This window comes from Pseudomonas mucoides, from assembly GCF_015461845.1.
Lineage (GTDB): Bacteria > Pseudomonadota > Gammaproteobacteria > Pseudomonadales > Pseudomonadaceae > Aquipseudomonas > Aquipseudomonas mucoides.
Genome location: NZ_JACOPW010000002.1, coordinates 990129 through 1016541, shown reverse-complemented (window position 1 = coordinate 1016541; position 26413 = coordinate 990129). Strand labels below are relative to the sequence as shown.

The following is a 26413-nucleotide window of genomic DNA, read 5'->3' as shown; positions in this document are numbered from 1 at the left end:
CTGATGAAATTGCCAGGAATCCGCCCCATGAAAGGAGACGCCTCCCTGTTTGCAGCCATCGACCTGGGCTCCAATGCGTTTCGCATGATGATTGGCCAACCGGTCAAACGGAACCAGAAGTGGATGATTCACGAGGTGAAAACCCTGCGTGAACCTGTCCGTTTGTCGGAGGGTTTCCAGGGCGGAGCGCTGGATGAAATGGCGCTGGACCGTGGCTGGCAGGCGCTCTCGCGATTCGGCAAAAAGCTACGCGGATTCGAACCCGGCCGGGTGCGGGCGGTGGCGACCAGCGCAGTGCGCGAGGCCGACAATGCACAACTGTTTTTGGCGAGCGCCGAGCGTCATCTCGGCTTTCGCATCGATGTGATTTCCGGGCACGAAGAGGCGCATCTGGTGTACGCCGGTGTGGCCCATTCGATCCCCAGTCCGCTTAGCATGCGACTGGTGGTGGACATCGGCGGCGGTTCCACCGAGTTGATTCTGGGGCAGGGCACTCAACCGCTGTTGACCGAGAGCATTGCGATTGGCAGCGGCACCTTTGGCGCGCGTTATTTTTCCGGTGGTTGCATCACGGCTCCGGCGCTGCTGGAGGCGGAGCGGGTGGCCACGCTGCAGTTTGAAAAAGTCGCGCGGCGTTATCGAGCGTTGGGTTGGCAGCAGGCCATCGGCTCGTCGGGGACCGCACGGATGCTCGCCAAAGTGCTCAAGGCCAACGGCATGAACGACGACGGCGAAAGCGGCATCACCTACAGCGGCCTGCTGCGCCTGTCGTTGCGCCTGCTGGAAGTGGGGCATGTGAAGCAGCTCAAGCTGGCCGGCCTGCAAAACCATCGCTTGAGCACCTTGCCGGGTGGGCTGGTGGTGATGCTGGCGGCGTTCAAAGTCTTCGGTATCTCGCAGATGACGCCTTCCGAGGGCGGGTTGAGGTTCGGGGTCCTGCATGGCCTGATGGCCCGGCATTGAACCCCGAACCCCCGTTCTAGACACCGTCAATGAGGCGAGGCAACGCCAGCGGGTTTGCGTCTCGCAACACCTGCGGCAGTAGCGCTTGCGGAAAACCCTGGTAAGCCACCGGGCGCAAGAACCGCTCAATCGAGGTCATGCCGACCGACGTGAAGCGGCTGTCCGACGTCGCCGGAAACGGTCCGCCGTGAACGGTGGCAAACGTCACTTCCTGCGGGTGCGCGAAGGCATTGACGACGATGCGTCCGGTGCGGCGCTCCAGCACGGGCAACAAGCGCTGCGCCAAGGGCAGATCCTCATCCTCAAGGTGCATGGCCGCCGACAGTTGGCCCCGCAGCGAACGCGCAACAGCGAGCATTTCTGCCTCATCCCTGACGTTCACCAACAGCGCTGACGGGCCGAAGACTTCTTCAGCCAGCAGCGTTTCGCTCAGGAATTGATCGCCGTCGACTTCCAGCAACGCAGAGGCGCCCTCCAGTGCCGCAATGGCCGGTGAACCTTCGCCAATACGCCGTGCCCCTGCGTCCTCGATCTGGCCAAGACCGTTCAAATAGGCTGCGTGAATGCCGGGTGTCAGCATCGGTCGCGCTGACGCCTCGTTGACGCGCTTGATCATCGCGGCGCGCATGGCCTCAAAGCCAGGCCCGTCGATGGCAATCAACAGCGCGGGTTTCAAGCAGGCTTGCCCGACGTTGACCAGCATGCGCTCGATAAAGCCGTCACCGATCAGCGCACCTTTTGCCGCCTGCGCATGGGGCAGGATGAACGTCGGGTTGATGCTGGTCATCTCGGTGAACACCGGAATCGGATCGGGACGCCGTTGCGCACGGCGATACAGCGCCATGCCGCCACGTTCCGAACCGGTGAACGTCACCGCTTTGATCAGCGGGTGATCGACCAGCGCTTCACCGATGGCGTTACCGTCACCGCGCACCATCGAAAACACGCCTTCGGGCAGATCGTGCGCTTGCACAGCGTCGCGGATAGCATGTGCCTGAATTTCCGAAGCCCCGGGATGCGCGTTATGCGCCTTGAGGATCACGGTTGCGCCGGCGGCCAGTGCCGAAGCGGTATCACCGCCGGCAACCGAATAGGCGATAGGGAAGTTGCTCGCGCCGAAAATCGCTACCGGGCCGAGGGCGATCTTCTGCAAACGATGGTCCATGCGCGGACGCGGCTGACGATCAGGTTGTGCCGGATCGATGGCCAGTTGCAGGAAGCGTCCTCTGCGTACGACATCGGCAAACTGGCGAAACTGGGTGGCGGCTTTTATCGCTTCGCCCTCCAGTTGCGCCTCGGGCACGCCGGTTTCGAGCGCGGCTCGGGCCGCCAGCGCCTGACGGACCTTATCGAGATTGTCGGCGATGCTGTCGAGGAACGCGGCGCGCTTGGCCAGCGAGGTATGGCTGTAAACATCGAACGCTGCATCAGCGAGGGTCGCGGCCCGGTCGACGTCGGCCGAGCCACCCAGGGCGAAATCCGGTTCAATTAACTGGTTCGTGGCAGGGTTGAGCGCCTTCATCGTTCCTTCAGAACCGCTCACATCACGAGCGCCGATCATGAGCTTGCCTGTCAAGTTCATGGGCGGTCACCTTGGGTCAGCGTGGCGATAAGTTCGGGTGTGGTCACGATGGAATGAGCGAACGTAGGACCATTCAGTTCATGGGCCGAGTGCATCATTTCAGGCTTGAAGGCCGCCGTGGCGTCGCGCACCAGGGTGACGTGATAGCCCAGTTCTTGGGCGTAACGTGCGGTAGCCTCGATGCAGGTATTGGCCAGCAACCCAACGATGATCACGTGGGTAATGCCTTTCTGCTTAAGGCGGAAATCAAGGTCGGTGTTGGCAAAACCGCTCGAGCCCCAGTGCTCCTGAACGACGATGTCGCCGTCCTTCGGCGCGAAATCCGGGTGCCATTCACCACCCCATTCGCCACGCGCGAAGTGATGCATGTGCATGATCTTGCATTGGGTGGGGCTCGGGTGATCCCAGTTTTCGTAGTCGCCTTTTTCCCAGCGGTGGTGCGGTACGATGACCACCGGAATGTCGAGGGCGCGGACGGTGCGGTCGAGTGCGCGCAAGTTGTCGAGCAGGCCGACTTGGGCGGCGATCGGTTCGATCAATGGATAGACTTTGCCGCCCTCGGAGAGGAAGTCGTTGTAAGGATCGACCAACAGATAAGCGGTTCTGTCGAGGGGATAGAGGGCTTTTGACATGGCGGTGTTCTCCTGGAATGTTGAGTGACCGATGTCCGGCGCTTGCCCGGATATCATGTTGATATGATAATCATAGTAACAGCAAGAGAGGCAAGACCGCATGTCGGTAAATACACCTGTTCCTGAAACCCTGTGCCCGATTTCACGGGCCGAGGCCGTCGTCGGCGACCGCTGGACGGTTCTGGTGCTGCGCGAGTTGTTCATGGGCAGCCATCGATTCGACGAGATCCAGGCGCAAACCGCCGGGACCCCGCAAATGATCGCCACCCGTCTCAAACGCCTGGAGGCTGACGGGCTGGTCGTGCGCCGCGCCTACAGCGAGCGGCCCCCGCGCTACGAGTACCACCTGACGCCCAAAGGCGATGCGTTCTATTCCGTGGTGCTGGCACTGCGCGCCTGGGGTGAAACCTGGTGCAAGTCAGAGGAGGAGGGGCTGGCGGTCGTTTACACCCACGCCACCTGTCGACATCCCGCAGGGCTGGGGCCGTTGTGTGCACATTGCGGCGAACCGTTGCGCCGTGGCGAACTGATCAGCACACCCAGCGAAGCCTACGCCGCTGAACGCAAAGCACGACGTGACGCCTTCAAGGGGGGGCGTGGGGCGGATCCGGTCGCAGTGGTTCAGGGTCAATGAGCCCATTGAAGTGAGTCCCCGGTGAATGTCAGCTGTCTGGTGACGGTGGGCATTTCTGCAGACAGTCGGTCTTCGCGGGCGCATGTTTGTATCGCTACGTATCCGCGGGGCCAGCAGCCAACTTCGCATACAAAACCATGGCCTGCGTGACACGAGCGGGATACACCGCACCCTCTAAATGGGCTTACCGTATTGACGGCAATCATTGGAGAATCGCGATGTCCCGTATCACTTCCCGCAACACTGCTGGCCGCTCAGGCATTGCCCTTGCCGTTATTTCACTGGCAGCTTTCGCGAGTTTTTCGCAGGCTGGCGAATCAGGCCATGAGGCGCAGCCTGGCAAAAGCTGGCAGTCCGGCATCCACCGTACCGATCTGGTGCGCAAAGACCTGGGGGCGGCCGAGCGTGAGGTGATTCAGGTGCGTGTCGATTTCGATGCCGGCGTGACCTCGCCTAAACACTCGCATCCCGGAGTGGAAGTGGCTTATGTCATCGAAGGTTCGTTTGAGTATCAGCTGGAGGGCCAGCCACCGGTCACGCTCAAGGCTGGCGATTCACTGTACATCCCGGAGGGCACGGCGCATGTCGCGAGGAACGTGGGTGGCGGTAAAGCGTCGGAGCTGGCGACGTACATTGTGAAGAAAGGCACGCCGCTGCTGGTGTTGGAGAAATAATCAGTGACCGCCCGATGCGTGGCATCGGGCGATTCTGTCAGCGCTGGCCTGGCCAACCCGCCTGGCGCAATGCCTTGAGCAACGTTTGCGCATCCAGTCCTTTCACCGTATGGCCGTTGCCTTCCACCGTGTCAGACGCCAGTAGCGCATTGATGATGGCTTCTTCCACGGCCTCGGTCGCGGCCAGAAACAACTCGCTGATGTGATCGTTGTTGACCATGCGCAGGTTGTCGCATGTCGGCGCGCCTTTGCCTTCATAGGCGGCGGGTGGCACGTGCTGGTTGCCGGTGGCGAAGGCAATGAAGATGTCACCGCTGTGGTCCTCGTTACCGCCACCGGTGCGGGCCAATCCCAGGCTGGCACGCTGCGCGAGGCGTGTGCACTGGTGCGGCAGCAACGGCGCATCCGTGGCCAGGCAGACGACGATGGAACCCATGCCCGGATAGGGTAGCGAGGCTTTGAGGAAGGGTGAGTCGACCTGTTCCATGTAGCGCCCGACCGGGTAACCGTCGACACGCAACTCGTTGCGAATGCCATGGTTGGCCTGGACGATGGCGCCAACGGTCCAGCCGCCTTGCGCCGGGCTCAAGCGTCGCGAGGACGTGCCAATCCCGCCTTTGAACTCATGACAGATCATCCCGCTGCCACCGCCTACTGCGCCTTCGATCACCGGTCCGTCGACGGCATTGCGTTGTGCCTGGGCCACGTGCTCGGGCTTGACGTGGAAACCATTGATGTCGCTGAGCAAACCATCGAACGTCTCCAGCACCACCGGCATGTTCCAGTACAACCGGCCGTCATCGGGCTGGGCCTGTCGGTCCAGCGCAATCAGCGCATCGCGCACCACGCCCAGGCTGTGGGTGTTGGTGAAGGCGATCGGGCTGGTCAGCAGGCCGGCTTCGCGAATCCACTCAAGACCGGTAGCGTCACCGTTGCCATTGAGCACATGCACACCGGCAAAGCACGGTTGCTGGTTGGTGGAACCGGCACGCGGTTCGATCAGGGTGACGCCGGTGTGGATGTCACGACCGCTGTCGGTACGGCCACGCACTTCACTGTGGCCGACGCGGACGCCGGGTACATCGGTGATGGCATTGAGGGGGCCGGGTTGCAGTTGGCCGAACTGAATGTTCAGGTCACGGGCACGTGGTTTCATGGGGTTTCTCATCTTCAAATCGTGGCAGAAAATTGGGCTTTTCGATAACCGTCAAATAGTCACAAAACCTGTGGGAGCGAGCTTGCTCGCGAGAGCGGTGGATCAGTCGCCATCGATGTTGAAGGTGATGGCCCCATCGCGAGCAGGCTCACTCCTACAGGGTTCTCACTGGCCGTTTTTGACCTTGCTCCAGACCCGCGTGCGCACTCGTTCAGTCGCAGGCGGCAGCGGTTGAAGGGTGAACAACGTGGCCAGCGCTTCAGCCGACGGATACACCGCCGGGTTGGTGCGGGTCGCTTCGGCCACCAACGGTGTCGCGCTGCGGTTGCCGTTGGGGTAGTTCAGGTGATCGCTGACCGGGGCGATGACTTCGGGGCGCATCAGGTAGTCGATAAAGGCCAGGCCTTGTTGCGGATGCGGTGCGTCCTTGAGCAGCACCAGCGTGTCGAACCAGACCGGCGCGCCTTCCTTCGGCAGGCTGTAGGCGATCTTCACGCCGTTGTTGGCCTGCTCGGCGTTGGTCTTGGCTTCCAGCATCGCGCCAGACCAGCCCACCGCCACGCAGATGTTGCCGTTGGCCAGGTCGCTGATGAATTTGGACGAGTTGAAGTACGCGATGTGCGGACGCAACTTCAGCAGCAGCGCCTCGGCCTTCTTGTAGTCTTCAGGGTTGGTGCTGTTCGGTGGCAAGCCCAGGTAGTGCAGGGCGACCGGGAGCATTTCCGACGGCGAGTCGAGCATCGCCACGCCACATTGACCGAGCTTGGCCAGGTTCTCTTCCTTGAACACCAGGTCCCAGGAATCCACCGGCGCCTTGTCGCCCAACGCCGCGCGGACCTTGTCGATGTTGTAGCCAATCCCGTTGGTGCCCCACAGGTACGGCACTGCGTACTGGTTGCCCGGATCGTTGTTGGCGAGTTTCGCCAGCAGGTCGCTGTCCATGTTCTTGAAGTCAGGCATTTGTGCGTGGGGCAACGGGGCGAGGGCGCCGGCCTTGATCAGCGTCGGCAGGCTGAAATTGCTCGCCACCACCACGTCGTAGCCGCTGCGGCTGGTCAGCAGTTTGCCTTCGAGTACTTCGGCGCTGTCGAAGGTGTCGTAGACCGGTTCGATCCCGGTGTCGCGCTTGAAGTCGTGCAGGGTGTCGGGTCCGATGTAGTCGTACCAGTTGTAGACATGCACCGTCGGGGCATCGGTGGCCATGGCCGACAACGAGACGCACAAACAGGCGCCCAGTCCAAGATTGATATGCGAGCGGTGACGACTCATGATGCGGCACTCCTGGCCTGCTGCAGGCCGGTGATGAACAGGTGCTTGCAGCGTACTGGCAGGCGGGGGACTCACCCATTCCCATCATGGGTTACTCGAAAGGGGTAGTGCGTGGACGCATTGTTGAAAGAGCTGCCGGTGCACCAGTCGCTGGCGCGGGTGTTTGGCGCGTTGGGGCAGGACGGGTTCTGGCGGGCGCTGGTCGACACATTGCGGCTGCTGGTGCCGCTGGACAATGCGCTGGTCGCGGTGATGCGCGCGGGGCGGGTCCCGCGTTTGCTGATTGATTTCGATTCGAAGGGCGGTGCCGCCGAGCACGAAGAACTGGCGGACTACAGCGCCGGCATGTACCTGCTCGACCCCTTTTACCAGGCGGCTTGCGCCGGTATTGCCGAGGGCCTGCACAGCCTCGAATCGGTGGCGCCCGACCAGTTCCAGCAGAGCGAGTACTACCTGAGTTACTTCCGCTCGGTGGTGGGGGCGGACGAGTTGCAGTTCATGGTCCACGTTGATGGGGCGGTGTTGGGTTTGTCGCTGGGACGTTCGACGCGGTTCAGCCTGGAAGAGCAGGGCCGCCTGCTGTGCGTGCGCGACTGGGTGCTGTCGGCGATGCGCCGTCATCTGCAATTGATGCCGCCGGAAGGCGCGACCGCTGAACCGGTGGCCGGCGATCTCGCGACGTTGCTGGACCGCTTCGACGCGCGCCTGTCGGTACGGGAAATCGAAACCGCCCGGCTGATCCTTCAGGGCTTCTCCAGCAAGGCCATCGCCCAGCACATGGGCATCTCACCGGAGACGGTGAAAGTGCATCGGCGCAATGTCTATCACAAGCTTAATGTGACCGGGCATGGGGAGTTGTTTGCGTTGGTGTTGCAGCCGCGTTGAGCCCGGCAAGACTCAATCGCCCAGCTTGAACACCAACGCTTTCAACCCACACTCAACATCGGCATCCGGAAACTCCGGCGGGTTCTCCAGCCGCTGCTCAAAACGCAAACTCGGCGCTTCACGCATCACCCCATCGATCAGGAAATCAGACCCAAACGCCGGGTCATTCATGCACGCCAGCACCGTGCCCGCAGGGCTGAGCAATTCCGGCAACCGGCGCAACACACGCTGGTAATCCTTGGTCAGCAAAAAACTGCCTTTCTGAAAGGACGGCGGGTCGATGATCACCAGGTCATAAGGCCCCTTGCCAATCACTTTGCCCCAGGACTTGAACAGGTCATGGCCCAGAAAACTGACCTGGCTCAAATCGTGCCCGTTGAGCCGGTGATTCTCGCGCCCACGGCTCAGGGCCGGGCTGGACATGTCCAGATTGACCACGTGCTCGGCGCCACCCTCGATGGCGGCGACCGAGAAGCCGCAGGTGTAGGCAAACAGGTTCAATACGCGCTTGCCGTGGGCATTGGCCCGCACCCAGTCACGGCCATAACGCATGTCTAAAAACAGCCCGGTGTTCTGCTTGCGGCCCAGGTCCACGCGATAACGCAAGCCACCCTCGGTGATCGTCATCTCGTCGATCACCTCGCCCAGCAGCCACTCGGTGGTGCTTTGCAGCAAGTAGCGATGTTGCAACAGCAAGGTGTGCGCGCCGGATTGTGCCCACTCGGGTGACCGGGTGATCTGGATCAGCAGTTGTTTCAACGCTTCCAGCTGCGACGCTTCCGGCTCTTTGAACAGCGCGACCAGCACTACCCCCTGCAACCAGTCGACGGTCAATTGCTCCAGCCCCGGCCAGCAGCGGCCACGGCCGTGAAACAAGCGGCGGGTTTCCGCTGGGGCCGTTGCCAGGGCCGTCAGCAGGTGGGCGTGGAGGGTGGCAAGTGCGTCTGAGTTCATCGGGCAGGGTCGGCAATTTGAGGGGGCGGCATTTTAACCACAAATGCAGGGCAAGGCGTGTTGCAACGCGTCGGGAGTTATCACGTTTAATTTAACTTTACGTGAGGATTTGGCGATCAATCGGCTCCCATACTCGGCCCCAATGATCAATCGCAGGGAGCCGGACATGTCGCAGCTATCTGCTTCACCCTCTGTCAGTAGCCATCCTCGCTGGTTACGGCTGACCCATTGGCTGAACGCCCTGGCCGTGCTGGTCATGGTCACCAGTGGTTGGCGTATCTATAACGCCTCGCCGATTTATGACTTCAGCTTTCCCAAGTCGATCACGCTGGGCGGCTGGCTCGGCGGTGCGCTGCAATGGCACTTCGCGGCGATGTGGTTTCTGGCCCTCAATGGCCTGATTTATCTCGGCATCAATCTGTTCAGCGGTCGTCTGAAACGCCGTTTTCTACCCGTCTCTCCCAAAGGTGTCCTGCATGACCTGTGGGCCGCATTGAGAGGGCGGTTGAGCCATGCCGACCTGAGTCATTACAACCAGGTGCAACGGGTGGCCTACCTGTTCGTGATGGTCGACATCACGCTGTTGGTGGTCTCCGGGCTGGTGCTTTGGAAGTCGGTCCAGTTCCCGCTATTGCGTGAACTGCTGGCGGGCTACGAAGGCGCGCGACGGGTGCATTTCTTTGCAATGTCGCTGTTGGTTGCTTTTGTCGCGGTGCATCTGGTGATGGTCGCACTGGTGCCAAAAACGTTGTGGGCGATGATCGTCGGCCGCAAGGAGCGGGTATGAAAAAGCGCATCGAAAGTTCCGGGCTGGACGAGTCATCGATCCTGACAGACGCCCGAAAAATACTCGCCCCGCAGATCCCCGACCGTTCGCGTCGCGCGTTTTTGCTGCGCGGCCTGACCCTCGGCGGTGTGGCGATGCTGTCTGGCTGCAACCTGACTGACAACGAAAGCGTCGAGACCGCGTTGTCGTCCATGTCGCGCTTCAACGATCGGGTGCAAGGCTGGTTGTTCAATCCCGACGCCATGGCGCCGACCTACCCGGAATCCATGATCACCCGGCCGTTTCCCTTCAATGCCTTCTACGGCATTGACGAAGCACCGACGGTGGAGGAGGAGTCCTATCGGCTGGAAGTGACCGGCATGGTCGCGGACAAACACAGTTGGCGGCTCGAAGAACTGCGCGCCATGGCACAAACCGAACAAATCACCCGGCATATTTGCGTCGAAGGCTGGAGCGCCATCGGACGGTGGGGAGGCGTCCGGTTCAGCGACTTCCTGAAGCGCGTCGGCGCAGACACCGATGCCCGTTACGTCGGTTTCAAATGTGCAGACGACTATTACACCAGCATCGACATGGCCACGGCGCTGCATGCGCAAACCTTGCTGACGCTGACCTATGACGGCGCGGTGCTGCCGCGCCAGTACGGCTTCCCCATGAAACTGCGCATGCCCACCAAGCTGGGCTACAAAAACCCCAAACACATTCAGGCGATTTTCGTCAGCAATACCTACAGCGGTGGCTACTGGGAAGACCAGGGTTACAACTGGTTCGGTGGCAGCTGACAGACACATTCATCACGCAGCCCACGCTGCGTTCATTCGTAACCTGCGCTTCGAGGAGTTTGATCATGAAAAAGTTAGCCACCGCCGTCCTGTCCATGTGCATCGCACTGGGTGCCGCCAGTGTTTTCGCTGCCGATACCACCAGCAGCGACAGCATGAGCAAGGACACGATGTCCAAGGATGCCATGTCCAAAGACACCATGAAAAAAGACACAACGATGAAAAAGGATGCCATGGCCAAGGACACCATGAAGAAAGACAGCATGTCCAAAGATGCAATGTCCAAGGACAGCATGAGCAAAGACGCCATGAAAAAAGACGCCATGTCGCAATAGTCCAATCCTTCCCGAAACCTGCGGGGAGCAAACTCGCTCCCACAGGTTTTACCGGGTATGACTTGAACTCATACCCTCATGACTTTTAATGGTTACAGCCCCGCAAACCCCCAGTGTTAAAAAATCGCAAACCAGCTCATCAACAACAAAAAAGAGCGTTTGCAACCATGACTCATCATCACTGCCGCGTCTTCGCCAGCGACCTGCTGCGCTCTTCGAACCCCGACATTTGCCACGCCAGGCCCGCTGCCTGCGTGCGTTTCTGATCAACCTCAACTCCCTGAAGAGTAACGACTCATGAAAGAACTCGACCTGTACATCGGTGAAGGTTTCGAAGGCCCGGGCGTGAACGCCGCGCACATCAACATTCTGATCGGCCCGCGCAATGGCCCGGCCGGCCAGGCGTTTGCCAACAGCCTGGCGTCGCCTAGCCAGGGTCATTGCCCGTTCATGGTGATTGCCCAGCCGAACATTCCGGTCAAGCCAATGACCCTTTACGTCAACAAAGCCGCGATCAGCAGCGACCTGCACGGCAACGCTACCTGGGGCGCGTCGCAGGCTGGTATCGCCAAGGCAGTACTCGAAGCGCTGCTGGACGGCACCTTGCCGCCGGAAGCCGAAGACGAATGGGCCATCGTCACCGCTAACTGGGTCAACCCGGCTTGCGATGACCTCGATGCGGTCTACTTGAATAACTACAACGCCTGCCGCACGGCGATCCGTGCCGCGCTGACCGGCAAGCCGGAAACCGCGCAACTGGCGGATGTGGTCAATCACATCAGCAACCCTTTCTACACGCCAAAAGCCTGAGGTCCGCGCCATGCAATACATTCGTTTGGGCAACTCCGGCCTGCAAGTCTCCCGTCTGTGCCTGGGCACGATGAACATGGGCACTCCGGACTGGAAACCGTGGATCTTCGACGAGAAGAAAAGCGAGCCAATCGTCGCGCACGCCCTCGACAACGGCGTCAACTTCATCGACCTGGCGGACTTCTATTCCGCTGGCGTTGGCGAGGAAGTGGTAGGGCGCATCGTCAAGCGCCTGGCCCGTCGCGAAGACCTGGTGATCACCACCAAAGTCGGCTACGGCACCCGCAACGGCATCAATGCCAGTGGCCATTCGCGCAAACACATCATGGACAGCATCGACGCGTCGCTGAAGCGCTTGAACATGGATTACGTCGATGTGTTCATGCTGCATTACTTCGATGTGAACACCCCGGTCGAAGAAACCATGAGCGCCATGAACGACATCGTGCGCTCCGGCAAGGCCCGTTACATCGGCGTCTCGACCATGCTCACCGGGCAATTGGCGAAGATCCTCATGGCCTGTGAGCGCAACGGTTGGGTCAAGCCGATCAACATGCAGCTGCAATTGAACTGCGCCTACCGCGAAGAAGAGCGCGAGATGATTCCGTTCTGCCGTGACCAAGGCCTCGGCGTCTCGGTGTTCAGCCCGCTGGCCCGTGGCTTGCTGACCGGCGACGTGCAGTCGACCCGCAACCAGACCGACTTTTTCACGCAGCAGATGTACAGCGACGAAGCCTCGTTCGAAATCGCCCATTCGGTGCAACGTGTCGCCCGTGCCCGTGGCGTGTCCAACGCGCAAATTGCCCAGGCCTGGGTGGCCAACCATCCGGGTGTGGATTGCATGCTGGTGGGCGCTGACACAACCGAACAGTTCGACAGTGCACTGGCCGCGCTCGATACCAGACTTGACGCCGAAGAACTGCACGAACTGGAACGCAATTACACCCCGTGCGACGTGATCAACGATTACACCGCCGGCAAACGTATCTTGCGTTCGGCCCGTCCGGGTCTGGAACGCTTCATTCTGACTGAGGCTGTGGCATGAGCGCGCTGATTCGCACGGGTAATTTCATCGACGGCCAATGGTCGTCTGGTGGCCCGACTTACCCGGTGTTCAACCCGGCCAACGGCGAGTTGATCACCGAAGTACAAAAGGCTGGCGCCGAAGAAACCAATCGGGCGATTGAAGCCGCCAACCGTGCATTGCCGGCGTGGCGCAAGCTCACTGCCAAGGAGCGCAGCCAGAAGCTCAAGCGTTGGAGCGAGCTGATGCTGAGTAACCAGAAGGACTTGGCGGCTCTGCTCAGCCGCGAACAAGGCAAGCCATTGGCCGAGGCCATGGGCGAAGTGGTCTACGCCGCGAGTTTTTTGGAGTGGTTTGCCGAAGAGGCCAAGCGTGCTTACGGCGACGTGATCCCGAGCCACAAGGCCGATGCGCGGATCATCGTGGTCAAGGAAGCCATCGGCGTGGTCGCCGCGATCACCCCGTGGAACTTCCCGCTGGCCATGGTCACGCGTAAGGTCGGTCCGGCATTGGCCGCCGGTTGCACGATGATCCTCAAGCCTTCGGAAGAAACGCCGCTGTCGGCCTTCGCCCTGGCGGTGTTGGCGGAGCAAGCGGGTATTCCGGCGGGGGTGTTCAACATTGTGTCTGGCGATGCGGTGGCCATCGGTGGGGCGCTGCAAGCGTCGAGCATCGTGCGCAAACTGTCGTTCACCGGCTCCACGCGCACCGGCAAATTGCTGATGCGCCAGGCGGCGGAAACCCTGAAAAAGGTCTCGCTGGAACTGGGCGGCAACGCGCCGTTCATTGTCTTCGACGATGCCGATCTCGACGCTGCGGTCAAAGGCGCGATGGCCTCGAAGTTCCGCAACACCGGGCAGACCTGCGTCTGTGTGAACCGCTTCTTTATTCAGGACGGCGTCTACGAAGCCTTTACCGGCAAACTCGCGGAAGCCGTTGCGGCGATGCGCGTCGGCAGTGCGCTGGACGGGGAAACCGAGCAAGGCCCGCTGATCAACGCGGCGGCGCTGGCCAAGGTCGAACTGCACGTCGGCGATGCACTGGAGAAGGGCGCCACGCTGTTGTGTGGCGGCCGTCGTCATGCGCTCGGCGGCACGTTCTACGAGCCGACCATCCTCGCCGAAGCCAGCAGCGAAATGCTTATCGCGCAGGAAGAAACCTTTGGCCCGGTGGCGGCCTGCTTCCGTTTCGAGGACGAAGCCGAAGTGCTGCAAAAGGCCAACGACACGCCATTCGGTTTGTCGGCCTACTTCTACAGCCGCGACATCGGCCGCGTGTGGCGCATGGCCGAAGGACTGGAAGCGGGGATGGTCGGGATCAACGAAGGGATCATTTCCACGGAAGTGGCGCCGTTCGGCGGCATCAAGGAATCGGGCCTCGGTCGCGAGGGTTCGAAGTACGGTCTGGATGACTACCTGGAAATCAAATACCTGTTGATGGGCGGCCTCTAACCCCCACCACACCCCTTGTAGGCGTGAGCCTGCTCGCGATGGCGATGTATCAGGCAACACAGCTTCGACTGACACCCTGCTATCGCGAGCAGGCTCACTCCTACAGAACAGCGATCGGTTTCATTTCTCCGTCAATAACAACAATTGGAGATTTACATGTCCGTACAACCGGTAAAAATCGACGACCTGCCCATCGGGCGCTTTCACCTGAAAATCGCCGGCCTGACCTTCGGCGCGCATTTCACCGACGGCTACATCCTCGGCCTGATCGGCATCGCGTTCACCTTGCTGAGCCCGCAGATGCACCTGGATGCGTTCTGGCAGGGACTGATCGGCGCTTCGGCCCTGATCGGCCTGTTCCTCGGCAGCCTGTTTTTCGGCTGGATCTCCGACAAGGTCGGCCGTCAGAAAATCTTCCTGGTCAGCTTTGTCCTGATCACTATCGCCTCGGTCATGCAGTTCTACGCCGAAACCGCGATGGGCCTGTTTCTGTGCCGGGTGCTGATCGGCATCGGGCTGGGCGGTGATTTCAGTGTCGGCCACGCCATGCTGGCCGAATTCGCGCCGAAGAAGCATCGCGGCGTGCTGCTTGGTTCGTTCAGCGTGATCTGGACCTTCGGCTACGTGGCCGCGACGTTTGTCGGCACCGCCATGCTTAGTCTGGGTGATGACGCCTGGCGCTGGATGCTGGCGTCTTCGGCGATCCCGGCGGCGTTGATTCTGATTGCGCGCATCGGCACGCCAGAGTCACCGCGCTGGCTGGTGAATCAGGGCCGAATTGCCGAAGCGCGGGCAATCGTCAAGAAGCACCTGGGCGCCAACGTCGAACTCGACGAAACCCAATCCACCGAAACCCGTTCCGGCTACGCAGTGCTGTTCAGCCGTGAATACCGCAAACGCACCGCGTTCAACTGCCTGTTTTTCGTCTGCATCGTCATGCCGTACTTCGCCATCTACACCTTCCTGCCTTCGATTCTGCAGAAGATGGGCCTCGCTGAAGGCTTCGGCACTGAACTGATGTTGAACATGCTGCTGATCCTCGGCGCGTTGATCGGGATCTGGTGCACGATCAAATTCTCGCGCCGCGGGTTCTTGATCAACTCGTTCATCATTCTGGCGGTCGCGTTGTTCATGCTGGCGGTGTTGCCGAGCAGTGCAGCGTTCCTGATGGTGCTGGTGTTCGGGCTGTTTACCCTGGTGTTGTCGGCGGTGAGTAACCTGGTGGGCGTGTTCCCGGCCGAGAGCTTCCCGACTGAAGTGCGGGCCAGCGGGATTGGCCTGGCCACGGCGGTCAGCCGGCTGGGTTCGGCGATCAGTACATTCCTGTTGCCGGTGAGTGTGGCGGGGATCGGCTTGAGCCCGACGATGGGGATTCTGGCGGCGATCCTGGCCATCGGCGCCTGGCTGTCCTGGGCGTGGGCACCGGAAACCAAATCACTGACACTGAGCCAGGCATGCAAGGCGCAGAGCCCGGTGGAGGGCGGTGCGGCGGTGGCGGTGAAAGTCTCGGCCCCGATCTAACAGACTGTCAAAGTTCCCATGTGGGAGCGGGCTTGCTCGCGAAGACGGAGTGTCAGTCACCATCAATATTGACTGACACTCCGTCTTCGCGAGCAAGCCCGCTCCCACATTAGAATGTCGGTGGCTTCAGGGATTGCTGACCAATCCCAACCAATCCGTAAACAACCGCACCTTCGACAACCCCTGCTTGTCATTCGCCACATCCAGCCAATAGCCATACGGCCCGATCACCTCCACCGGGGTAATCGGCAGCAGGCTGCCATTGGCCAGTTCCTTCTCGATCATCTGCCGGTCAATCACCGCCAGGCCACCCCCGGCCAGCGCGGTGTGGATCACCTGATCCAGCGTGCTGAATTCCAGCCCTTGCGCGGCATCGACATCGTCGCGTCCCATGGCCGCCAACCAGTTTTCCCAGACCTTCAAGCGTTTGCCATCGTGCAGGATGTGCAGCAGCGCAAAGCCCCGCAGATCCGGCGGTTGACCGTCGCTGAACAGCTCCGGACTGGCCACGGCGATGTGTCGTTCCATCACCAGCAATTGGCTGCTGCAATGGCTGTTGGCTTCGAGGCCGAAGCGGATGTGGCAGTCGATTTCCACGAGGCTGTCGTGACTGGCCTGATTGGTCACACTCAGGCTGATGTCGGGATAACGCTGACAGAACACGCGCAAATGCGCCGACAACCAGCGCGTCGCCCAGGTCGGTGGCGCGAGGATTCTCAGGCGCTGGCGCAGGTTGGGTACGCGCACGGCTTGCAGGGCACGTTCAATGTGGTCGAACGCTTCCGCGAGGTGCGGGGAGAGGGCGATGCCGGATTCGGTCAGCGACAAACCCTGGGGCGTGCGCACGAACAGCGCGACGCCGAGGTAGTCTTCCAGTTGCTTGATCTGGCGGCTGACGGCGCCTTGGGTGACGTTGAGGCCGAGCGCCGCCTGGCTGAAGCTGCGATGACGCGCGACCTCTTCGAAGACGCGCAGCATATTGAGCGAGGGCAGTTGACGCATCGAAGGTGGACTCCGTACCGGCCTCTGGTGTTGCGTCGGGCCGGTTTATTGTTTTGGCGGCGTTCTCTGTGGTGCCTATCTGACTATTAGCAATGGGCGGATGCAAGTGTTGTTTAGGCTGACGCCATCGCGAGCAAGCTCGGCTCCTGCAAGAGCGCGCTAAACCCTGTAGGAGCCGAGCTTGCTCGCGATGACTTTATCAAGGACGCTAGAACTACCCGATCAGAAGTAATACCCAATGTTCACATAAAGCTGATTCTCCCACTGATCACTCCCGCCAGCCCCCAGACTCTGGGTGTAACTGCTCCCCCCGATATACGGATCATTCTTGCCAAACAACCACTCCGCTGCGACCCACAATTTACTCACCGAAAACGAACTGCCCAAAATCATCCGCTCCGACGTCTTGAACTCGCTGGCGGATTTATCGAAGGCGCTGTAGTTGGCGTACAGCTTGACCCCGCTGACCTGGTCGAACAGGTATTTCCCGGCGACGTCGTAACTGACGTCCGCCACATACAAGTTGCCGCGACTGGCAACGTTGTACGTGCCGTCATAACCGCCAAGGGTAACCAACTCATCGGTGCCAGGGTTACGCGGCGACATCTGTTGCCGTGCCGCTTGCAACTGCACACCCCACGGGCCGTTCTTGCCCAGGTAATGGATGGCCACGGCATTGCGCCGGCCATCGGCATTGGTGTCCTTGTTCTCCAGCGACGAACTCAGGCCGGAGAGCCCGACCTCCGATTTCCACGGTCCCAGGTCCAGCGCCTTGGCCACCCGCAGCACCACGGTGTTGCGCTCCTGGTTGTTGCTGCCGTCGGCGACATAGCTGTCGGCTTCGGACACCACGCTGGAGTAAGTGACCCCGTTGCTGGTGCCTTTGCCTTGCCACGCCGGGCGCAAGTAGTAACCGGCCTGGAGGTTCCAGTCGCCCGATTGCTGGACGTACTTGGCGCCGACCTGTTGCACATCTTCCAGGCCGATGACGTTGCCCAGGGTTTCGTAGAAGGTGCTGCCGAAGTACGGCTGCAAACCGAACGGCACCGTGTTCAGGCCTACTTGCACCTGCTGGTCGGGGTTGAACTTGTAGCCGGCCCACGCGAACTTGGCGAACTGGATGTCGCCGTAGTTCTTGGTGTACTGATACGGATAAGACCGGCCATAGAAACGATACTGGGCCTCGCCGATCCAGCTGTCGGAGTTGTACTTGGCGCTGAGGAACATGGTGTCCAGGCCGAACTTCTGGATGTCGCGATCCGGGTCGTAGTCCCAGCGCGCACGAACCGCGCCGCCGAGGTCAAGATTGTCGGTCACTTGCACGGCCATGGCAGGAGCCGCAAAGGTGCAGAACAGAGCGATGTACAGAGGACTTAGGCGCAGGGAAGCAGGGAAGGGCATGGGGCAGCTCTCGGTTATTTTTATATGAGATGCCGGCCAGTCTTGCGATGAACGGTGGGTTGAACAAACGATTAAAAATGCGCGCAAACCTTCCTCAGATGCATGTTACTGAGAAAATCCTGTAGGACAATGTGTGGCGGGCATGGGATGCTTGGCCGATCAGCTAACGTCCTCGAGTGCTTTCCATGAAACGCAAAATGCCCGGTCTTAATGCCCTCAAGGCGTTTGAAGTGGCCGGCAGCACCGGTAGTTTTACCCGCGCCGCCGAGTTGTTGAACGTGACCCAGAGTGCGGTCAGCCGCCAGGTCCGTCAGCTGGAGGAGCAGCTCGGCGAGAGCCTGCTGGAACGCCGGCACCACCACCTCGAACTGACCAGCGCCGGCAAGGTATTACTGCGGGCATTGCATCAATCCTTCGACAAGATCGAGCTGACGGTGCGCAGCATCCAGCAGAAAACCCATTCCAATCGCCTGCACATCAACGCGCCGCCGACCTTTACCAACCGCTGGCTGATGCCGCGTCTGGGGCGGTTGCGCGAGAAGCATCCCGAGCTGGAACTGAGTATCACCACGCGCTTGCAGGACAGCCTGGCGGAAACCAGCACCCTCGACTGTGCGATCCGTTTCGGCGATGGCGAATGGGATGGCCTCAACAGCTCGATGCTGATTCAGGAGCGGCACATCGCGGTGTGCGCGCCGACCTTGTATGCGCGGGAGTGGAGCGAGCAGGGCATCGACCTCAATCGGCTGACATTGCTGCATGTGCTGGCCCGGGAAGACCAGCGCTACCTGACCTGGAAACACTGGCTGGACGCCGCACGCATCACCGGGGTCGACACCCAGGGCGGGTATGAATTCGACCTGCTGGACCTGGCCATTCGTGCGGCCGTCGATGGCCTGGGCATCACCATCGCCGACTGGCACATGGTCGCCCCGGAACTGGCCAGCGGGCAGCTGACCCAAGTGCTCAACGTGCATGTGGAAGGGCACCAGTCCTATTGGCTGGTCACCCGGCCGGAGCAGACCCTGATGCCGCAATTGCAGGTGTTCAGCCAGTGGTTGCAGGAAGAAATCTGGTTGGCGCAACGGCAGCTCGAACCCTCAACCGCCGCTCTCTGACCGCCACAAATCCCTGTGGGAGCGAGCTTGCTCGCGATGGCGGAGTGTCAGGCAATGCAGTTGTCGACTGATACACCGCCATCGCGAGCAAGCTCGCTCCCACAGGGGGTCTCATCGTTCCAGCGGGTAACCTGCATTTTTCGAATGTTTGCCTGCTCAATAAATCGTTTGTTCAACCCGCTCAGGATGCCAAGACTGCTCGAACTGGATAAAAACAACGATGGGCGATGCACATGCGACTCGAGCGAAATTTTGTTAACGGCCACTTCATCGAACCTGCCAGCGATGCGCTGATCGCAGTCTATAACCCGGCGACCGAAGCATTGGTCGGCCACGTCGCGGCCGCCACCGCTGTCGAAGCGGTCAACGCGGTTGAAGCGGCTGCCGCCGCGCAAAAGGTCTGGGGCAAACTCACCAGTATCGAACGCGCCGAACACCTGCGTTCCTTCGCCGATGCCCTGGACGCCTGCGCTGAACACATTGGCGCCGCCCTGGCCGCCGAGTCCGGCAAAAGCGTGGCCGATGCCAGCAACGAAGCCCGTTACGCCGCGCAGATCACCCGCTATCACGCCGAATGGGCCCGCCGCATTGAAGGCGAGATCATTCCCAGCGACAGCCCGAACGAAAACCTGTTCCTGCACCGCGAAGCCATTGGCGTGGTCGCGTGCCTGATTCCGTTCAACTACCCGGTCTATACGCTGCTGCGCAAAATCGCCCCGGCGCTGATTGCCGGCAACACCGTGGTGGTGCGTCCAAGCAACAACACACCGACCTCGGCCTTTGAAATCGCCAAGGCTGTGGCGCAATCCGGACTGCCGGCCGGCGTGGTGAACATCCTGACCATGGACCACGCCACTGCGGCCGCTGTTTGCACGCACAAGGCTGTGGGCCTGATCACCCTGACCGGCAGCGTCAATGCCGGGCGCATCGTGCTCGATTACTGCAAGGCCAATATCGCCAAGCCATCGCTGGAACTGGGCGGCAAAACCCCGGCGATCATCGAAGCTGACGCCGACCTTGAAGCCGCCGCGACTGCCATCGTCGCCTCGAAAACCACCCACTGCGGCCAGTTGTGCACGGCGGTGGAGCGGGTCTACGTGCAGGAAAGCATCTATGAACCATTCCTCGCGCTGCTGAAAACGAAACTCAGCGCCGTGAAGTTCGGCGACCGCGCCACCGACGCCAGCTTCATGGGCCCGTTGGTCAACGCCAGTTCGCAGCAGAACATCCACGCCATGGTCGAACGCGCCATCGCGGACGGCGCCGTCCTGGAAACCGGTGGTTTTATTCCGCAAGGCAACGGCCATTTCTACCCGCCGACCCTGCTCAGCGGCTGCCGCCAGGACATGGAAATCATCCAGGAAGAAATCTTCGGCCCGGTGCTGCCGGTGCTCAAGTACCGCGACATCGACGAAGCGCTGGCGATGGCCAACGACCATCAGTTCGGCCTGGCCTCGGTGCTCTACACCGAGAACTACCGCACCACGATGAAAGTCGCCAACGGCATCGAAGCCGGCGAGCTCTACATCAATCGCACCCCGGCCGATCCGTACCAGGGCTACCACGCCGGCTGGAAACGCTCGGGCCTGGGCGGCGATGACGGCAAGCACGGCATGCTCGAATTCACCCAGACCCGTCTCGTGGTCATGAAGTACTAGGGCGGCAGCGACAAGTTTCACGCTTCAAGCTGCAAATAAAAGCGAACGGTAACCGGCTCTGGTTTGCCGCTTACAGCTTGGCGTTTGCAGCTGCTTCACTCCAATAAAAACAATTAACAGGGCCACCCGGACCACCGGGCGACCAGAGGTCACCTAGATGTCCAAGCAAGCATCCACTGCTGCCGCTGTTCAGGGTTCGAATGCGGGTTCAATCAGCCAGAGTGACAAGGGCAGTCGCTATTTCCAATTGATGTTATTGGTGCTGGCCGCCGGTGCGATCTACCCGATCCTGTACCTGCGCCAGGTCTACCAGACCACCATGCTCGAAGTGTTCCAGATCAACCACAGCGAGCTGGGGTATCTGTATTCGATGCTCGGCACGATTTTCCTCCTGAGTTACTTGCCGAGTGGCTGGCTGGCGGATCGCATTGCCCCACGCTTCCTGATTTTCTTCTCGCTGGTTGCCACCGGTGCCCTGGGCCTGTGGTACTCCACTGCGCCGTCGATGACCGGGTTGATGATCATCTTCGGATGCTGGGGCCTGACCACCGGCCTGACGTTCTGGGCCTCGGTGCTCAAGCGCGTGAAGATGATTGCCCATCACACCGAGCAGGGCCGTTTCTTCGGCATCCTTGACGGTGGTCGCGGGCTGGTCGAAGCCTTGCTGGCAACGGTCGCGCTGGGGCTGTTTGCTTTCGCCACCGAAACTCGCGGTGAGTCGGCGGCTGAAGGCTTCAAGCATGTGGTCTACCTGTATGCCTTCACCTGTATCGCCATCGGCTGTGTGCTGGTGTTGATCAAGGACCCGAAGTCGATGGAAGACACGGCGGCGGTGGAGAAGGGCAAGTACAACCTGCTCAGCGACCTGACCACCCTGGTGAAAATCCCTGAGCTGTGGCTGGTCACCGCCATCGTGTTCTGCGGTTATCACATCTTCTGGGCCACCTACAGCTTCTCCGATTACCTGCAGGGCGGCGGCATGACTGCGGTCATGGCCGGCACCATCACCACCATCAAACTGTGGATGCGCCCGATTGGCGGCATCGGCGGTGGCTGGCTGGGTGACAAGTTCTCGAACATCTCGGTGCTGATCGTGGCGCTGTTCTGCGCGACGTTGGCGATGGTCGGCCTGATCGTGTTCCCTGCGCTCAACAGCATGGGCCTGTTGGTCGGCACAGTGATTTTCATCGGCCTGATGACCTACGCCATTCGCGGTTTGTACTGGGCGATCCTCGACACCTGCAACATTCCGCTGCGCATCACGGGGCTGGCCATCGGCATTGTCTCGGTGGTCGGTTATCTGCCAGATGCATTCATTCCGTTGATCAACGGCTACCTTACCGAGCATTTTCCGGGGGCCTTTGGTTACAAGCTGTATTTCGGCTACATCGCTTTCGTCGGCCTGCTGGGGACCTTCGCGGCGCTGACCTTGCGTGCTCGTATCAATCGTAAATCCCTGATTAAGACAGGTGCCTGAGATGAAAATCGTCGCCCTTGAAACCCATATCGTCGCCGTACCGCCACCGCACATCGGCGGGATGTACTGGCTGTTCGTCAAGATCAAAACCGATTGCGGCATCGAAGGCGTGGGCGAGATCTACGCCGCGACCTTCGGCCCTAAAGCCATGTTGCCAATCATCGAAGACGTGTTCGAACGCTACCTGTTGAACCAGGACCCGCACCACATCGAACGCTTCTTCCGTCAGGCCTATTCGAGCGGTTTCACCCAGCGCCCGGACCTGACCATGATGGGTGTGGTCAGCGGCCTGGAAATGGCCTGCTGGGACATCATCGGCAAAGCGGCGAACAAGCCGGTGTATGAACTGTTGGGCGGCAAGGTCAACGAACGCCTGCGTTCCTACACCTACCTCTACCCGGTGAACAGCAAGGGCGAGTACGACTACGACGACCCGGACCTGGCCGCCGAGTGCGCCATCGAGAACATGAACAAAGGCTTCACCGCCGTGAAATTCGACCCGGCCGGGCCGTACACCGCGTATTCCGGGCATCAGATTTCCCTGGAAGTGCTGGAACGCTGCGAAACCTTCTGCCGCAAGATCCGCGAAGCGGTGGGCGACAAGTGCGACCTGCTGTTTGGGACCCACGGGCAAATGGTGCCGTCCTCGGCGATTCGCCTGGCCAAGCGCCTGGAGAAGTACGACCCGCTGTGGTTCGAAGAGCCGGTGCCGCCGGGTCAGGAAGAAGCCATGGCGCAGGTCGCGGCCAAGACTTCGATTCCGATTGCCACCGGTGAGCGACTGACCACCAAGTACGAATTCTTCAAGCTGCTGCAAGCCGGTGGCGCGTCGATTCTGCAGATGAACGTCGCCCGCTGCGGTGGTCTGCTGGAAGCGAAAAAGATCGCCAGCATGGCCGAAGCCTATTACGCGCAAATCGCCCCACACCTCTACAACGGGCCGATTGGCGCGGCCGCGAGTTTCCAGTTGGCAACTTGCACGCCGAACTTCCTGATCCAGGAAAGCATCATGACCTGGGGCGGTTTCCATGCCGAAGTCCTGACCAAGCCGCTGCAATGGGAGGACGGCTACATCATCCCGTCCACCGAGCCGGGCCTGGGCGTGGAGCTGAACATGGACGTGGTGCGCAGGCATTCGCCATACACCGGCGAGCGCCTGCACCTGCAAATGGCGCCGACCCCGGTGGACGTTAAAGACACATCGCCAGCCAGGGGCTGAGCGGATTTGCCGCCCACTCGCAAAACCTGTGGGAGCGAGCTTGCTCGCGATGAAGGCCTGACATTCAGCATTAAGGTTGACTGACACGGCGCCTTCGCGAGCAAGCTCGCTCCCACAGGGATCGCGTTTTGACTGATGGATGGGTGGTTTTTTTGTACAACGACTTACGCGGTAACCCTGCATGACTTACGACTACATCATCGCTGGCGCTGGCGCCGCAGGCTGCATTCTGGCCAACCGGCTCTCGGCCAATGGCAAACATTCGGTGTTGCTGCTGGAAGCGGGCGGCAAGGACAGTTCCTTGTGGTTCAAGATTCCGGTCGGCTTCGCCAAAATGTATTACAACCCAACCTTCAACTGGATGTACTACAGCCAGCCACAAAAGCAATTGAGCAACCGCGAAATTTACGCCCCACGCGGCAAAGTGCAGGGCGGTTCGGGTTCGATCAACGCGATGATCTATGTCCGTGGCCAGGCCCACGACTTTGATGATTGGGCGGCCAACGGCAACGAAGGCTGGGGCTTTAAAGATGTGTTGCCGTATTTCCGCAAACTGGAAAACCATCCGCTGGGCGACAGCGAATACCACGGCGGCAGCGGCCCGATCAGTATCACGCCGATGAAGGGCCAGACCCATCCGATCTGCGATGTGTTCCTCAAAGGTTGCGATGAACTCGGTTACCCGCACAGCGACGACTTCAACGGGCCGAAATTCGAAGGTTCGGGCATTTACGACGTCAACACCAAAAATGGCCAGCGTTGCTCCAGCAGCTTTGCCCATTTGCACCCGGCCCTGAGCCGGCCGAACCTGACTGTCGAGCACTACGCCCTGGTGGACCGAGTGCTGTTCGATAACGGCCGCGCAACTGGAATTTCCATTACCCAGCACGGCGTGGTGCGAACCTTCACCGCCAACAAAGAAGTGATTCTTTGCGCTGGTGCGGTGGACACGCCGAAGATCCTGCAACTGTCCGGTGTCGCGGATCAGGCGCTGCTGGCCAAGCACAACATCCCGATGGTCAAGCACCTGCCGGCGGTGGGTCAGAACCTGCAGGATCATCTGTGCGCCAGCTATTACTACAAGGCCAATATCCCGACGCTCAACGATGAGCTGAGTTCACTGTTCGGTCAGTTCAAACTCGGTCTGAAATACCTGTTCACCCGCAAGGGCGCGCTGGCGATGAGCGTCAATCAGGCCGGCGGATTCTTCCGTGGCAACGAGCAGCAAACCAACCCCAACCTGCAGCTGTACTTCAACCCGCTGTCGTACCAGATCCCGAAAAACAACAAGGCCAGCCTCAAACCGGAGCCGTACTCAGGCTTCCTGTTGTGCTTCAACCCATGCCGACCGACCAGTCGCGGGCACATCGAGATCGCCTCGAAAAATCCCCGGGACACCGCACTGATTGATCCGAATTACTTGAGCACCCAGAAGGACATCGACGAGGTCATTCAGGGCAGCCGCTTGATGCGCAAGATCATGCAGGCACCGGCGCTCAAGGGCATCACGGTTGAAGAAGTGTTGCCGGGGCCGGTCGTCGAAACCGACGAGCAGATGCTGCAGTATTTCCGCGAAAACAGTGGTTCGATTTACCACCTGTGTGGTTCCTGCGCCATGGGTTCGGACGAGCAGACGTCCGTGGTCGACCCGCGTTTGAAAGTCCATGGTCTTGAGGGATTGCGCATCGTCGATGCGTCGATTTTTCCTAACGTGACGTCGGGCAATACCCATGCGGCGGTGCTGATGGTGGCCGAGAAGGGCGCCGACCTGATTTTGCAGGACGCCTGATTTCGTCGTCTCCTGTATCAAAAATGAATTTCCGCCAAGTCCGCTGCTCATACCTGATAGGCAGCGGATTTATTGCGCAAAATCATGGGTGTATTCAGGGAGTGTTGAAATCATGGGGCCAGTATCGACGGTGGGCACGAACGTAACTGGCGGGTTGATTCTGGTGGTCGAGGATGACCCGTTGATCCTGGAGTTTCTCTGCGAAATTCTTCAGGAAGAGGGTTTTGTGGTTCAGCCACAGACCAGCGCGGACGCCGCTTCCGCTTACCTGGAGCAACACTCGGACAACGTCCGCCTGTTGCTCACCGACATCACCATGCCGGGCAAGCTCAATGGCGCTGACCTGGCCAATCAGTTTGGCGACCGCTGGCCCGACAAACCGATCATGATCATGTCCGGTTTCGAAACCCCGGAAAGCTCCGGTGTCAGGCATCCCGTTTCGTTCATCAAAAAGCCCTGGGCACTCGGCCAACTGCTCGACTGCGTCAAGGACGCCTTGAAGTCCAAACCCTTCAGCTGAAACGTTATTGCGCTGCATGAGTCCGTCTCGCAAGTAAATGCTACATTGCTCGGCACACCCGCCAGGCCCTTGCGAGAGGAAGCTCATCCTTGTCTGCTCATCGATCCGTTTTCAACACACCGTACCGCGCGTTCCTGTTCGACATGGACGGCACCGTGCTCAATTCCATTGCCGCCGCCGAGCGGATCTGGACGATCTGGGCCGTGCGCCACGGGGTGGATGTTGCGTCCTTCCTGCCAACCATTCACGGCGTCCGCGCCATCGACACGGTGAACCGACAGGGGTTGCCGGGTGTAGATGCCGAAGCTGAAGCGGCGTGGATTACCGAGGCAGAAATAGAAGACGTGGAGGGGGTTGTCGAGGTTCGTGGTGCGGCGGCATTCCTTCGGTCCTTGCCGGCCGGTCAATGGGCAATCGTGACGTCCGCGCCCAGAACGCTGGCGTTGCGCCGGATGGCGGCGGCGGGCATTCCCGAGCCGGATGTCATGGTGACGGCTGAAGAGGTCAGCGCCGGGAAACCGGATCCAGCGGGGTATCGGTTGGCCGCCAAGCGGCTGGGTGTCGAGGTGACGGATTGCCTGATCTTTGAAGATGCCCCTGTAGGCATTCTCGCGGCAGAAGCGGCGGGGGCGGATTTGGTGATTATCACTGAAACGCATGAGCACCCGATCCAGACACAACATGCCCTGTTGGCCAACTATCAGTCGGTCAGCGCATCCGTGGATCCCGACCAATATCTCCGCCTGAAGCAAATCTAACAGTAGGAGTGA

At 60.4% G+C, this 26413-nt stretch carries 25 protein-coding genes; 18 read left to right on the top strand and 7 right to left on the bottom strand.

Annotated features, from left to right (window positions below; translation table 11 throughout):
* The first annotated feature begins 27 nt into the window (after window positions 1-27).
* Window positions 28-963 carry a Ppx/GppA family phosphatase gene (locus H8F22_RS13365; RefSeq protein WP_027924718.1) on the top strand — a complete coding sequence of 312 codons (936 nt, stop codon included), beginning with the start codon at window positions 28-30 and terminating at the stop codon, window positions 961-963.
* A 16-nt stretch (window positions 964-979) separates the two neighbouring features.
* Here H8F22_RS13365 and H8F22_RS13360 read toward each other — a convergent pair whose 3' ends face one another.
* Together H8F22_RS13360 and H8F22_RS13355 are read right to left on the bottom strand one after the other, a co-directional pair.
* The gene (locus H8F22_RS13360; protein WP_194940296.1) at window positions 980-2545 is read right to left on the bottom strand and encodes an aldehyde dehydrogenase (NADP(+)); all 1566 of its coding nucleotides are present in this window, start codon (window positions 2543-2545) and stop codon (window positions 980-982) included.
* A complete protein-coding gene (locus H8F22_RS13355) occupies window positions 2542-3177 on the bottom strand; it encodes an isochorismatase family cysteine hydrolase (protein ID WP_027924716.1) in 636 nt (211 codons plus the stop codon). Before H8F22_RS13355 ends, H8F22_RS13360 begins: the two co-directional genes overlap by 4 nt.
* 100 nt (window positions 3178-3277) lie before the next feature.
* Here H8F22_RS13355 and H8F22_RS13350 point away from each other — a divergent pair, with 100 nt between their 5' ends.
* Both H8F22_RS13350 and H8F22_RS13345 read left to right on the top strand, forming a co-directional pair.
* Window positions 3278-3811, top strand: a complete 534-nt coding sequence (locus tag H8F22_RS13350; protein WP_027924715.1) for a winged helix-turn-helix transcriptional regulator — start codon at window positions 3278-3280, stop codon at window positions 3809-3811.
* A gap of 218 nt (window positions 3812-4029) precedes the next feature.
* Window positions 4030-4485 carry a cupin domain-containing protein gene (locus H8F22_RS13345; RefSeq protein WP_194940295.1) on the top strand — a complete coding sequence of 152 codons (456 nt, stop codon included), beginning with the start codon at window positions 4030-4032 and terminating at the stop codon, window positions 4483-4485.
* A gap of 37 nt (window positions 4486-4522) precedes the next feature.
* Here the strand turns inward: H8F22_RS13345 and H8F22_RS13340 are convergent, their stop codons facing one another.
* Together H8F22_RS13340 and H8F22_RS13335 are read right to left on the bottom strand one after the other, a co-directional pair.
* Window positions 4523-5641 (bottom strand): DmpA family aminopeptidase, encoded by a 1119-nt coding sequence (locus tag H8F22_RS13340; RefSeq protein WP_027924713.1) that lies wholly within the window; start codon window positions 5639-5641, stop codon window positions 4523-4525.
* Between the two features lie 165 nt (window positions 5642-5806).
* Window positions 5807-6910 (bottom strand): polyamine ABC transporter substrate-binding protein, encoded by a 1104-nt coding sequence (locus H8F22_RS13335; protein ID WP_027924712.1) that lies wholly within the window; start codon window positions 6908-6910, stop codon window positions 5807-5809.
* A 111-nt stretch (window positions 6911-7021) separates the two neighbouring features.
* On the opposite strand from H8F22_RS13335, the gene H8F22_RS13330 reads away from it, so the two are divergent.
* Complete coding sequence (locus H8F22_RS13330; protein WP_059182698.1) at window positions 7022-7795, top strand: helix-turn-helix transcriptional regulator; 774 nt, start codon at window positions 7022-7024, stop codon at window positions 7793-7795.
* 12 nt (window positions 7796-7807) lie between these two features.
* Here H8F22_RS13330 and H8F22_RS13325 read toward each other — a convergent pair whose 3' ends face one another.
* Complete coding sequence (locus H8F22_RS13325) at window positions 7808-8749, bottom strand: class I SAM-dependent methyltransferase (RefSeq protein ID WP_194940294.1); 942 nt, start codon at window positions 8747-8749, stop codon at window positions 7808-7810.
* A gap of 166 nt (window positions 8750-8915) precedes the next feature.
* Between H8F22_RS13325 and H8F22_RS13320 the strand changes: the two genes are divergently transcribed.
* The 7 genes from H8F22_RS13320 to H8F22_RS13290 all read left to right on the top strand — a co-directional run bounded on the left by H8F22_RS13320 (window position 8916) and on the right by H8F22_RS13290 (window position 15459).
* Window positions 8916-9536, top strand: a complete 621-nt coding sequence (locus H8F22_RS13320) for a cytochrome b/b6 domain-containing protein (RefSeq protein WP_027924709.1) — start codon at window positions 8916-8918, stop codon at window positions 9534-9536.
* Window positions 9533-10318 carry a molybdopterin-dependent oxidoreductase gene (locus H8F22_RS13315; protein WP_194940293.1) on the top strand — a complete coding sequence of 262 codons (786 nt, stop codon included), beginning with the start codon at window positions 9533-9535 and terminating at the stop codon, window positions 10316-10318. The genes H8F22_RS13320 and H8F22_RS13315 overlap by 4 nt, the downstream gene beginning before the upstream one ends.
* 65 nt (window positions 10319-10383) lie before the next feature.
* Entirely contained in the window at window positions 10384-10653 is a 270-nt protein-coding gene (locus tag H8F22_RS13310) for a pentapeptide MXKDX repeat protein (RefSeq protein WP_059182699.1), read from the top strand.
* 297 nt (window positions 10654-10950) lie between these two features.
* Entirely contained in the window at window positions 10951-11463 is a 513-nt protein-coding gene (gene fae, locus H8F22_RS13305) for a formaldehyde-activating enzyme (protein ID WP_008043405.1), read from the top strand.
* Between the two features lie 10 nt (window positions 11464-11473).
* Window positions 11474-12508: an aldo/keto reductase gene (locus H8F22_RS13300; RefSeq protein WP_027924706.1), complete on the top strand. Its 1035-nt coding sequence runs from the start codon at window positions 11474-11476 to the stop codon at window positions 12506-12508.
* Entirely contained in the window at window positions 12505-13938 is a 1434-nt protein-coding gene (locus tag H8F22_RS13295) for an NAD-dependent succinate-semialdehyde dehydrogenase (protein WP_194940292.1), read from the top strand. Before H8F22_RS13300 ends, H8F22_RS13295 begins: the two co-directional genes overlap by 4 nt.
* Window positions 13939-14094: 156 nt before the next feature.
* Window positions 14095-15459, top strand: a complete 1365-nt coding sequence (locus H8F22_RS13290) for an MFS transporter (RefSeq protein ID WP_194940291.1) — start codon at window positions 14095-14097, stop codon at window positions 15457-15459.
* Between the two features lie 126 nt (window positions 15460-15585).
* Here the strand turns inward: H8F22_RS13290 and H8F22_RS13285 are convergent, their stop codons facing one another.
* Together H8F22_RS13285 and H8F22_RS13280 are read right to left on the bottom strand one after the other, a co-directional pair.
* Window positions 15586-16461, bottom strand: a complete 876-nt coding sequence (locus tag H8F22_RS13285) for a LysR substrate-binding domain-containing protein (protein WP_027924703.1) — start codon at window positions 16459-16461, stop codon at window positions 15586-15588.
* 222 nt (window positions 16462-16683) lie between these two features.
* Window positions 16684-17862 (bottom strand): hypothetical protein, encoded by a 1179-nt coding sequence (locus H8F22_RS13280; RefSeq protein ID WP_027924702.1) that lies wholly within the window; start codon window positions 17860-17862, stop codon window positions 16684-16686.
* Window positions 17863-18047: 185 nt separating this feature from the next.
* Between H8F22_RS13280 and H8F22_RS13275 the strand changes: the two genes are divergently transcribed.
* From H8F22_RS13275 to H8F22_RS13245, 7 genes are all read left to right on the top strand, one after another.
* A complete protein-coding gene (locus H8F22_RS13275; protein ID WP_059182704.1) occupies window positions 18048-18980 on the top strand; it encodes a LysR substrate-binding domain-containing protein in 933 nt (310 codons plus the stop codon).
* 233 nt (window positions 18981-19213) lie between these two features.
* Window positions 19214-20638 carry an aldehyde dehydrogenase gene (gene aldA / locus H8F22_RS13270; protein ID WP_194940393.1) on the top strand — a complete coding sequence of 475 codons (1425 nt, stop codon included), beginning with the start codon at window positions 19214-19216 and terminating at the stop codon, window positions 20636-20638.
* A gap of 157 nt (window positions 20639-20795) precedes the next feature.
* Entirely contained in the window at window positions 20796-22115 is a 1320-nt protein-coding gene (locus H8F22_RS13265) for an MFS transporter (RefSeq protein WP_194940290.1), read from the top strand.
* 1 nt (window position 22116) lies between these two features.
* A complete protein-coding gene (locus H8F22_RS13260; RefSeq protein WP_027924698.1) occupies window positions 22117-23334 on the top strand; it encodes a mandelate racemase/muconate lactonizing enzyme family protein in 1218 nt (405 codons plus the stop codon).
* Window positions 23335-23515: 181 nt separating this feature from the next.
* The gene (locus tag H8F22_RS13255; protein ID WP_194940289.1) at window positions 23516-25123 is read left to right on the top strand and encodes a GMC family oxidoreductase; all 1608 of its coding nucleotides are present in this window, start codon (window positions 23516-23518) and stop codon (window positions 25121-25123) included.
* Between the two features lie 112 nt (window positions 25124-25235).
* A complete protein-coding gene (locus tag H8F22_RS13250) occupies window positions 25236-25643 on the top strand; it encodes a response regulator (protein WP_027924696.1) in 408 nt (135 codons plus the stop codon).
* Between the two features lie 89 nt (window positions 25644-25732).
* Entirely contained in the window at window positions 25733-26401 is a 669-nt protein-coding gene (locus tag H8F22_RS13245; protein WP_194940288.1) for an HAD-IA family hydrolase, read from the top strand.
* Window positions 26402-26413 lie beyond the last annotated feature (12 nt).

Coding starts and splice junctions, on each gene's coding strand:
- H8F22_RS13365 (WP_027924718.1), top strand. CDS start 28: ATGAAAGGAGACGCCTCCCTGTTTGCAGCCATCGACCTGGGCTCCAAT.
- H8F22_RS13360 (WP_194940296.1), bottom strand. CDS start 2,545: ATGAACTTGACAGGCAAGCTCATGATCGGCGCTCGTGATGTGAGCGGT.
- H8F22_RS13355 (WP_027924716.1), bottom strand. CDS start 3,177: ATGTCAAAAGCCCTCTATCCCCTCGACAGAACCGCTTATCTGTTGGTC.
- H8F22_RS13350 (WP_027924715.1), top strand. CDS start 3,278: ATGTCGGTAAATACACCTGTTCCTGAAACCCTGTGCCCGATTTCACGG.
- H8F22_RS13345 (WP_194940295.1), top strand. CDS start 4,030: ATGTCCCGTATCACTTCCCGCAACACTGCTGGCCGCTCAGGCATTGCC.
- H8F22_RS13340 (WP_027924713.1), bottom strand. CDS start 5,641: ATGAAACCACGTGCCCGTGACCTGAACATTCAGTTCGGCCAACTGCAA.
- H8F22_RS13335 (WP_027924712.1), bottom strand. CDS start 6,910: ATGAGTCGTCACCGCTCGCATATCAATCTTGGACTGGGCGCCTGTTTG.
- H8F22_RS13325 (WP_194940294.1), bottom strand. CDS start 8,749: ATGAACTCAGACGCACTTGCCACCCTCCACGCCCACCTGCTGACGGCC.
- H8F22_RS13320 (WP_027924709.1), top strand. CDS start 8,916: ATGTCGCAGCTATCTGCTTCACCCTCTGTCAGTAGCCATCCTCGCTGG.
- H8F22_RS13315 (WP_194940293.1), top strand. CDS start 9,533: ATGAAAAAGCGCATCGAAAGTTCCGGGCTGGACGAGTCATCGATCCTG.
- H8F22_RS13310 (WP_059182699.1), top strand. CDS start 10,384: ATGAAAAAGTTAGCCACCGCCGTCCTGTCCATGTGCATCGCACTGGGT.
- fae (WP_008043405.1), top strand. CDS start 10,951: ATGAAAGAACTCGACCTGTACATCGGTGAAGGTTTCGAAGGCCCGGGC.
- H8F22_RS13300 (WP_027924706.1), top strand. CDS start 11,474: ATGCAATACATTCGTTTGGGCAACTCCGGCCTGCAAGTCTCCCGTCTG.
- H8F22_RS13295 (WP_194940292.1), top strand. CDS start 12,505: ATGAGCGCGCTGATTCGCACGGGTAATTTCATCGACGGCCAATGGTCG.
- H8F22_RS13290 (WP_194940291.1), top strand. CDS start 14,095: ATGTCCGTACAACCGGTAAAAATCGACGACCTGCCCATCGGGCGCTTT.
- H8F22_RS13285 (WP_027924703.1), bottom strand. CDS start 16,461: ATGCGTCAACTGCCCTCGCTCAATATGCTGCGCGTCTTCGAAGAGGTC.
- H8F22_RS13280 (WP_027924702.1), bottom strand. CDS start 17,862: ATGCCCTTCCCTGCTTCCCTGCGCCTAAGTCCTCTGTACATCGCTCTG.
- H8F22_RS13275 (WP_059182704.1), top strand. CDS start 18,048: ATGAAACGCAAAATGCCCGGTCTTAATGCCCTCAAGGCGTTTGAAGTG.
- aldA (WP_194940393.1), top strand. CDS start 19,214: ATGCGACTCGAGCGAAATTTTGTTAACGGCCACTTCATCGAACCTGCC.
- H8F22_RS13265 (WP_194940290.1), top strand. CDS start 20,796: ATGTCCAAGCAAGCATCCACTGCTGCCGCTGTTCAGGGTTCGAATGCG.
- H8F22_RS13260 (WP_027924698.1), top strand. CDS start 22,117: ATGAAAATCGTCGCCCTTGAAACCCATATCGTCGCCGTACCGCCACCG.
- H8F22_RS13255 (WP_194940289.1), top strand. CDS start 23,516: ATGACTTACGACTACATCATCGCTGGCGCTGGCGCCGCAGGCTGCATT.
- H8F22_RS13250 (WP_027924696.1), top strand. CDS start 25,236: ATGGGGCCAGTATCGACGGTGGGCACGAACGTAACTGGCGGGTTGATT.